The following is a 7,900-nucleotide window of genomic DNA, read 5'->3' as shown; positions in this document are numbered from 1 at the left end:
TTATGTGCTATTGCTCATAACCTACGACTGATTACAAGAAAATTATTCTTAATACCCTCACAGTCAAATAAATTAAAACCTATATAATTAAAATTCTTAATCCAAAACCAGTTATACCTATATCTTGGGTAAGAAAAATAGAGCGCCTGATAAACCATATATATTATAAAGAAATATCCATTCAATAAATTTATTCAAAAATAATATTTCAGGGCCGACTATTTAGCACTATTCACAAAATCATCCTCAGAGATACTTCCTTTGGAGTCGAACCCGTAACTAATCGTACTACACATAACACCTTTCCCATGATGATCTAAATCCTTGTATAAGGCAAAAACAGCTTGATCCCCTGCTTTGACACTTGGATAATGTTCGTAGGTAGAACGCTCAATACCCCTACAATGGAGATAATTATTTTTTTCATGGACTTTAACCTTATCAAAAGCCTCTTGTGCGATATAACGCCTAGAAGCAGTATCTTGAATTTCTAACGACAAACCTTTTTGATCCCTAATAACACGATCATCTAAGTGACTACTAGACAAACCACAAATACTCTGATAGGTAAACCCCCTTTTTTCCATAAAGTCTACTATGGTACCTTTTTGTTGATCATCTACTAACGATTTATACATCCAATGTCCATTTTGATTGGGACTATTTTTAATCAATATTTTATCTCCTTCTTTCTCCATGACTGCCCAGGTTTTAGAACTTTTAGCCTTATCCAGCACATACCCCATAGAAGAAACATGTTGAATCAAATTAACTTCTCTCTTTATCCTTTCTAAGGAGTTTTTAATAAAATTATCTCTTACCGTTTTACCTGTAGTTTTCGTGTAAGAAACCTCTCGTTTGAGTAATTTATTTTCTTCTTCTAAAGAATATATTTTATCTTGTACATTTTCTAGCTCCTTTTTGGCTTTATCACGATGAAATGGATTTAAAGTATTGAGGTGTTTGGTTGCTTGTTCTATTTCCCTGTCAATTTTATTGATGCTTTTGTAATATTCTTTTGTAGGAATATGCTTTCTACCGGTTAATGAACTTTCTATTCCTCGTTCTAAACCAAAAGGGGCCATAGCTTCTGCATACCTATTTTGATAGCCTTGTAGCCTAACTTTTCCATCTTTATAATATTTAGCACTTAACCTTCCGTCTGGAGTAATAGGTACGACTACACAATGAATATGTGGAGTACGTTCATCTCTATGGACAGAGAAACGAACAATATTTTCTGCTCCTCCAAATTCTCTGCAAGCAAAATCCCAATTAGCTTTTTTCCAACTTTCAAATAATGCTTTATTAGATTCTATTTCTTTCATTCGTTCGTGGCTACCGGTCATAACCAAACCTAAAGCTTTAACCGCATCTGATCGAATAGCTTTCTCTTTGGTATACCCTTCTGATATTCTTTGGTCAACCAGTTCAGATAAAGATTTACACCGGTATCAACCAATTCTTCGTTTAGATGGATTCTAGAGGGATCTATATGCAGACCTAATTCTAAGGTTAAACTTTTTTCTGCTTCATCTTCGTATAGGCCTGTTTTCTTCAGTTCTTTGCTGGATCTATCTATATGTCTACCGATTCCTATTAAACCACTCTTGTACCCTTTTATATTAAATGTAGCGAACGACATAACAAACAATAACTATATAAAACAAGGGAAATTTCTTTCCCATTTGCTCTTAAATAATACAACGGAACAAAGATAGATATTACTAAGTAAAATAGAGCAGTCTTATGAACAGCCTTATGAAATAAGGCGTAGTGAGCTACGCCTTACTCCGTAAGACCACCTTTATAACCCTATAATAAACAAACAAATGGGAAAGAATATTTGTATGATAACGTGTTTTTTATAAAGATATATAGTATATTTATGCTATCTAAATTTTAACAGTTTTAATAAAATTAATTACATAAATATGGAAGATAGAATTAAGTCAATGGTAGAAGAACTTATTAAAGAAGGAGTAGACTTAGAAATTATTCTTAAAGCTTCTGGACTATCTATAAAAGAAATAGAAGAAATTAGCCCGGTAGCCTATGGAAGATATGTAGGATCTAGAAAAAAACTACTAGAAATAGCCTATAGAATGATAGATCTTGGATATAAAAAAGATGATATAGTAAAAGTTACTGGCATGTACAGCTCTAAAATAGAAGACCTAAAAGCTAAAACAAAAACTAAAAAATAAACTGCTATTTTTAAGATAAAAAATTATGATTTTTAATAAAATTAAACTATATTATAATATACAAATTAAAATATAAAAAATATGTAAAATAAAAATAAAATGAATATAGAAAATTTTATCACATCAGTAGTTGATAAATATATTAACCTAAAAAAATATAAGTTACCAAAAAAAGAAATAAAAGAAATAAGTCCTATAGACCATGAAAAATATATAAAAGCTAAAAAAATTACTGGAAATAGCGTGTAAAATGATAGTAATTGGTTATGATAAAAAAGAAATAACTAACATAACCGGAATATCTAATAAAAAATTAAAAAAATTAGAAAGTATTTTTAATACTAAAATATTATAAAATAATAATAAATACTGTCATGGTAAAAAGTAATTATACATGTTATGGAAAGTATATAGGATATAAAAAACGAACAATAGAAATAGCAAATAAAATGATATTTCTTGGTTATAAAAAAGATGAAATAGTTAAAGTAACAGATATACCTTATACAATAATAGATAAATTAGAATCCAATATAAAAAATAAAAATAGTATTTTTAATTAGATATATCCTAACCATATAAAATTTATATCAATATGGAAGATAAAATTAAAATAATATTAGAAAAATTAATTCAGTCAGGTGTTGATATGAATGCTTTTATTAAAGCTTCTGGATTATCTATACAGAAAAAAATAGTAAGCGTTATAGGAAACGGATATAGAAGCAGAAAACTAGTAAAAAGAAAACCATTTAGGTACTAATGGTAGTATTTTATTTTTTTCTAGCCTTATTCTTGTTTCAAACACTTTATTGGCTGAAATTAAGTGGTATACATCTAAATGACCGATACCTTAAATGGGCCGTTGAATACGCATTTAAGTCAAAATACGGGTTGCATACTAGACTAATTTTAGTAGGGTCTATTTCTTTTTTAGCCTGGGATAGATTAAAAACATTTATAGCCAATGCCTTGGATAAAAATAAAAGTTGGATACCTCTAGTAATACTTTCTTTCTGGTTACTATTTACGATTTGTTTCGTCTATTTCGAAAGAACATGCCTCTATCTATATTCCTATAATTGTTTAAAGTCATATACCTCTTTTCCTTCCCATTTGTTTATACTTTTTTTAGTCTATTTCGCTATCCCATTTTTGTCTCATGGCGATATAAAACCCTTTGTAAAAAGGGATAAAAACGTGGTAAGCCTTCCAAAAGGCTACGATAAAACATCGCCTTTTAGTATAGCTATACCTACTAAAAATGGTAAACTACCCATCAATAATCCCCAAAGAGGTATCTATATCCTAGGTGGCGCTGGAAGTGGTAAAAGTATCTATGTTTTAGAACCAATATTGTATGCAATGATTAAAAAAGGTTATTGTGGCATTGTATATGATTATAATTTTGAAGGGAATCAATTAGATCCTACAATAAAATGCTGTTTATCTAAATTTGTCTATAATTGCTATTACAGGTTACCAGAAAAAGAGAGAAAAAAGCTTTCATTTAAAACGATTAACTTCACAGATTTGAATAAAAGTAGTCGTATAAATCCTATAGATCCTGTTTATATATCAAATAGAGCCTATTTAGAAGAATATGTAACGGTATTGTTAAAAAACCTTAATCCTGGAAAAAAGGATGATTTTTGGCATGTAAGTACTAAATCGCTTTTACAGGGGATGATCATATATATGTCTAATAAAGCCCCAAAGTATTGTACGTTACCCCATGTATTGATGTTATCTACAAAACCTATAGATAAGCTATTAGGTTTAATAGAACAAGATGAAGAAGCCTATATATATTCTAGTTCTATATTTGATGCGTATAAGGGAGGAGAGAAGTCATCCGCCCAATTAATAGGTATTCTAGCCAGTTTTAAAACGAGTTTACTTCCCCTTATAAATAATGATTTGTTTTGGGTGTTAAGTAAAAATGAAATAAACCTGACGATCAATGATAGTACTGCACCTACGTTACTCTGTATTGGGAACTTTCCTCCTGCTAAATCGGCTTTTAGTCCAGTAATATCTTTACTCCTTACGGTATGTTTTAAATCTATGTATGGGCATAGCAGAACTAAGAGCTTTGTAGCCATAGATGAGTTGCCTACGTTATATATACCAGATATTTCAGAAGTTCCTGCTACCGCAAGGAAATATGGGATTAGTACGATTGCTTGTATTCAATCTAATGCGCAATTAGAGGATACGTATGGGTATGGAGGAGCTAAAAAACTCAGAGATATATTAACCAATCAATTTATAGGGAGTTGTGGGGTTGAATCATTAGGTTATGCGAGTTCTTTATTTGGTAAAGAAGCGCATATCATAAAATCTACTAGCTCCTCAGAAACCTATCATCCTGATTCGAAAAGTCCCAATACTACCCGAGGAGAAAACGTCACTATCCATGATAAAGACGTAATCCAGTCTAATGAGTTTTCAAATTTTGAAGTTGGCTACTTTGCAGGCAAAGTAGTAGAGAGTGAGGGTACGTTTTTTCAAGAACAGTTTAAACCTGTGTCAGATTACGACAAACAGTTTAAAAATAAGTATCTAAAAGAATTACCAGATGTAGCAGTAATTGATGCTGCATCTATTATTGAAAATACAAAAAGAATAAAAGAAGAAGTCAATACACTGGTTGTGTAACCATTATCCAGAATTGACGTTTAAATACAAAGATGTAGTAGCCTATTTTAACACTTTACCATTTGAATCAGTCTGTTGGTACAATAGGTCGAATGCAGCAGAAAACCTAAATTGGATAGATGCTTTTACACTTATATTATTTGACAGCACCATCTTAAAAGTAGATTATAGCGATAACATACTAGATTCAGAAGACAAGTATATAGATCTGGAAGAATTACTTTCGGAGTATTAATAGACATAGAATATATAATATTCTTTTATGTAACTTAATAGATATAAATAGATTATATATGTAATATTAAATACATTTAAGTAATTATTACTCAAACACTTTGTAGGAAGCTATTTTTATGGAAGAGCATTTAAAGCACGATGGATTAGCTAAAAAAATCTTATCTGATCCAATAGCTGCTCAGCAGTTTATCAGCCATTATTTACCAGAATCCTGTAAGTCAATATTAGATCTGGGTACACTTAAAGTAGAAAAAGAGTCATATGTAGAAGAAGATTTAAAGCAGAAATTTAGTGACTTGGTATTCTCTATCAAGATGAAAAATAATGAAAAAGCGTTTATATATACCCTTATTGAAGCGGAAGTTCGTCCTAATTATTGGACAGCGTTTAAGCTATGGAAATATATTTTTTTATTGATAGAAAGGCATAAAACAAAACATCAATCAAAGTTACCGTTGGTGATTCCAATAATACTGTATCACGGTACTAGACCTTTTAATGCGCCAAGAAGTCTATGGGACTTGTTTGTAGAACCTAGTCTTGCTAAAGAGTTTATGGGAGGTGATTACCAGTTGGTAGACCTATATTCCATGCCAGATGACCAAATCAAACAGAAAGAACATTTAGGTATGATGGAATATTTTATGAAGTATGTTTATGCAAGAGATATTTTAAAGCTATGGGAAGAATTTTTAGAAAACTTTAAATCTTGTCTTCTCCTAGATAAAGAAAAAAGTTATATTTATATAAGAAATTTCTTATGGTATACGGATAGTAAACTACCAGAAGATAAGTATCCAGATCTAGAAAAGATTATAAAGGAGCATTTTCCTAAAGAAGACAAAGAAGATCTTATGAGAACTGTAGCACAAAAATATAGGGAGGAAGGTATCCTAATAGGAGAGAAAAAAGGTATCCTAATAGGACAAGAAAAAGGTAAGCTAGAGGGTAAGCTAGAGGGTATAGCTGAAGGTGAAAGAAAAGGCAAAATACAAGTCGCTAAATCTATGCTTTTACAAGGTTATTCTATAGAAGACATTGTGCTTATTACTGGTTTGTCTATTACTGATATTCAAGATATTGAGTAAAATAAATAGATTGTTATGTCAATGGATAACAAAGATATCTCCTATAAAAAGGTACGAGATCCCTATGATGTATATGGTCTTATGCATATGCTGTTAAATCTTAAAGATAAACCAGACCTTACTAAAGAAAATTTTTGGACGGTTTCTTTAGATATAGACCGTATGATCTTAAATGTAGAATTGGTATCTATGTGTTCTTACTTAGATACCGCTTCTATTCCTTCAGAGGTATTTAATATGCCTCTACAGAAAAAGGCATATGGTATTGTTTTAGTTCATAATAGTCCTACTGGTGTATTAGATCCTAGAGAAGAGGATATAGACCTTACAGATAGATTGATCCAGGTTGGTAATATTATATGTATAGCTATTTTAGATCATTTGATTATTACAGAAAAGAGTTATTATAGTTTTCAAGGTAGTGGTTTAATGGATGAAATACGTTTAAGTAAGCGTTATTCGATTCCAAGTTTAGAAATAGGCGCTTCTGTTAAAAAACAGGTAGCTACTAAACGTAGAAAGAACGATAAATCACATCTTATTGATCAATACATAGAAGAAGAAATAAATCAGATAAAATGATGTATGATCTATTGACTGAATATATTACCTAAATAGGCTAATATCATGCTAATTTATTTAAGAAATCAGGATAAAATAGCGATTCACGATGCGGTTGATGCGTATAATGTGATGCTTATGATTCTGGAAAGAGAAGATAAACCAGATTTAAGTAAAGAACACTTGTGGGTGATAGCATTAAGTATACGTAATCTTATTGTAAATATAGAATTAGTTAGTGTAGGTAGTTCATATTTTACGTCAGTAGATCCAAAGGAGATCATGTGTTTTCCTTCTCAGAAGAAGGCGGCAGGTATTATTATGATACATAACCACCCTGTTGGAGAAATGTCACCTTCATTGCATGATTTAGATGCTACGGATCGAATGATTCAAGTAGGGAGGATATTAGATATTCAAGTTATAGATCATTTAATTATATCAGAAAGGAAGTATTTTGGATATTATAGTTTTGAGGACCATAGGATTATGGATAAACTCCGCAGAAGTATTAAATATATTCCAAGTTTTGAGTTAAAAGAAAACTTTGAAAAAAGACTAGATCATCTAGAGAAAACATTTAAAGAAGAAATAAAATTAACTAAAGAGATAAGTAGACAAAAAGGTAAATTAGAGGGTATCCTAGTAGGAAAAGAAAAAGGTAAGATAGAAAGGAACAGGGAGATTGCTAAATCTATGTTAGAGGAAGGATATTCAATAGAAAAAATTATACGTGTTACTGGTTTATCTAATTCTGATATTCAAAAAATTAAATAGGAAAAGAAAATCTAAAATAATCGGATCTAAAAAACAGGTATCTACTTTTGAAAACTTTTCCAAACTTATGGCCGCATGATATCTAAAATTGAAGACAAGGGGAAAAGCTAGGAAAAATTAAATATAGATGCGAGAGAACCAGTAAATAGTCGGTCCTGAAATACTGTATAATTATTTGTTAATCAGCAAATAAATGGTTAAATTTGTATTGGTTAATAACCAGTTTTAGAGTTGTTTTGTATAAAAAGCTTGCAAAATAAGGATGAAATCTAAGAAAATAAATAATAGCCTTGAGCGTTTGTTTGAGCAACGCTTATCTAGTTTTCTTAACCCGAAACATCCTTTATTCCAGTTATCTGATTCGATTCC

At 30.6% G+C, this 7,900-nt stretch carries 11 protein-coding genes and 2 pseudogenes; 11 read left to right on the top strand and 2 right to left on the bottom strand.

Going from position 1 to position 7,900, the window contains the following annotated elements; translation table 11 throughout:
• Positions 1 to 188, top strand: a pseudogene (locus ACRRVB_RS00890) (IS5-like element ISCca5 family transposase); the annotation flags it as partial.
• Between the two features lie 30 nt (positions 189 to 218).
• Here the strand turns inward: ACRRVB_RS00890 and mobV are convergent.
• Both mobV and ACRRVB_RS00880 read right to left on the bottom strand, forming a co-directional pair.
• On the bottom strand, positions 219 to 1,385 hold the full coding sequence (mobV, locus tag ACRRVB_RS00885) for a MobV family relaxase (RefSeq protein ID WP_432466137.1): 1,167 nt from the start codon (positions 1,383 to 1,385) through the stop codon (positions 219 to 221).
• Positions 1,358 to 1,645: a plasmid recombination protein gene (locus ACRRVB_RS00880; RefSeq protein WP_432466136.1), complete on the bottom strand. Its 288-nt coding sequence runs from the start codon at positions 1,643 to 1,645 to the stop codon at positions 1,358 to 1,360. Before ACRRVB_RS00880 ends, mobV begins: the two co-directional genes overlap by 28 nt.
• A gap of 289 nt (positions 1,646 to 1,934) precedes the next feature.
• On the opposite strand from ACRRVB_RS00880, the gene ACRRVB_RS00875 reads away from it, so the two are divergent.
• The 10 genes and pseudogenes from ACRRVB_RS00875 to ACRRVB_RS00830 form a co-directional block, all read left to right on the top strand.
• Positions 1,935 to 2,207 carry a hypothetical protein gene (locus tag ACRRVB_RS00875; protein WP_432466135.1) on the top strand — a complete coding sequence of 91 codons (273 nt, stop codon included), beginning with the start codon at positions 1,935 to 1,937 and terminating at the stop codon, positions 2,205 to 2,207.
• A 99-nt stretch (positions 2,208 to 2,306) separates the two neighbouring features.
• Positions 2,307 to 2,456 carry a hypothetical protein gene (locus ACRRVB_RS00870; RefSeq protein ID WP_432466134.1) on the top strand — a complete coding sequence of 50 codons (150 nt, stop codon included), beginning with the start codon at positions 2,307 to 2,309 and terminating at the stop codon, positions 2,454 to 2,456.
• Positions 2,457 to 2,581: 125 nt separating this feature from the next.
• On the top strand, positions 2,582 to 2,770 hold the full coding sequence (locus ACRRVB_RS00865) for a hypothetical protein (protein WP_432466133.1): 189 nt from the start codon (positions 2,582 to 2,584) through the stop codon (positions 2,768 to 2,770).
• Positions 2,771 to 2,802: 32 nt separating this feature from the next.
• Positions 2,803 to 2,970, top strand: a complete 168-nt coding sequence (locus ACRRVB_RS00860; protein ID WP_432466132.1) for a hypothetical protein — start codon at positions 2,803 to 2,805, stop codon at positions 2,968 to 2,970.
• 437 nt (positions 2,971 to 3,407) lie between these two features.
• A complete protein-coding gene (locus ACRRVB_RS00855) occupies positions 3,408 to 4,868 on the top strand; it encodes a type IV secretion system DNA-binding domain-containing protein (RefSeq protein ID WP_432466131.1) in 1,461 nt (486 codons plus the stop codon).
• Positions 4,869 to 4,881: 13 nt separating this feature from the next.
• Positions 4,882 to 5,103, top strand: coding sequence for a hypothetical protein (locus ACRRVB_RS00850; RefSeq protein ID WP_432466130.1), 222 nt, complete (start codon positions 4,882 to 4,884; stop codon positions 5,101 to 5,103).
• A 118-nt stretch (positions 5,104 to 5,221) separates the two neighbouring features.
• Positions 5,222 to 6,193 carry an Rpn family recombination-promoting nuclease/putative transposase gene (locus tag ACRRVB_RS00845; protein WP_432466129.1) on the top strand — a complete coding sequence of 324 codons (972 nt, stop codon included), beginning with the start codon at positions 5,222 to 5,224 and terminating at the stop codon, positions 6,191 to 6,193.
• Positions 6,194 to 6,214: 21 nt separating this feature from the next.
• Positions 6,215 to 6,775 carry a JAB domain-containing protein gene (locus ACRRVB_RS00840; RefSeq protein WP_432466128.1) on the top strand — a complete coding sequence of 187 codons (561 nt, stop codon included), beginning with the start codon at positions 6,215 to 6,217 and terminating at the stop codon, positions 6,773 to 6,775.
• Positions 6,776 to 6,820: 45 nt separating this feature from the next.
• Entirely contained in the window at positions 6,821 to 7,531 is a 711-nt protein-coding gene (locus ACRRVB_RS00835; protein WP_432466127.1) for a JAB domain-containing protein, read from the top strand.
• A gap of 4 nt (positions 7,532 to 7,535) precedes the next feature.
• Positions 7,536 to 7,610, top strand: a pseudogene (locus ACRRVB_RS00830) (IS6 family transposase); the annotation flags it as partial.
• Positions 7,611 to 7,900: the final 290 nt, after the last annotated feature.

Source organism: Candidatus Cardinium hertigii, from assembly GCF_050864855.1.
In the GTDB taxonomy this organism is placed as follows: domain Bacteria; phylum Bacteroidota; class Bacteroidia; order Cytophagales; family Amoebophilaceae; genus Cardinium; species Cardinium hertigii_C.
This window is presented reverse-complemented; position numbering and strand designations above follow the sequence as displayed.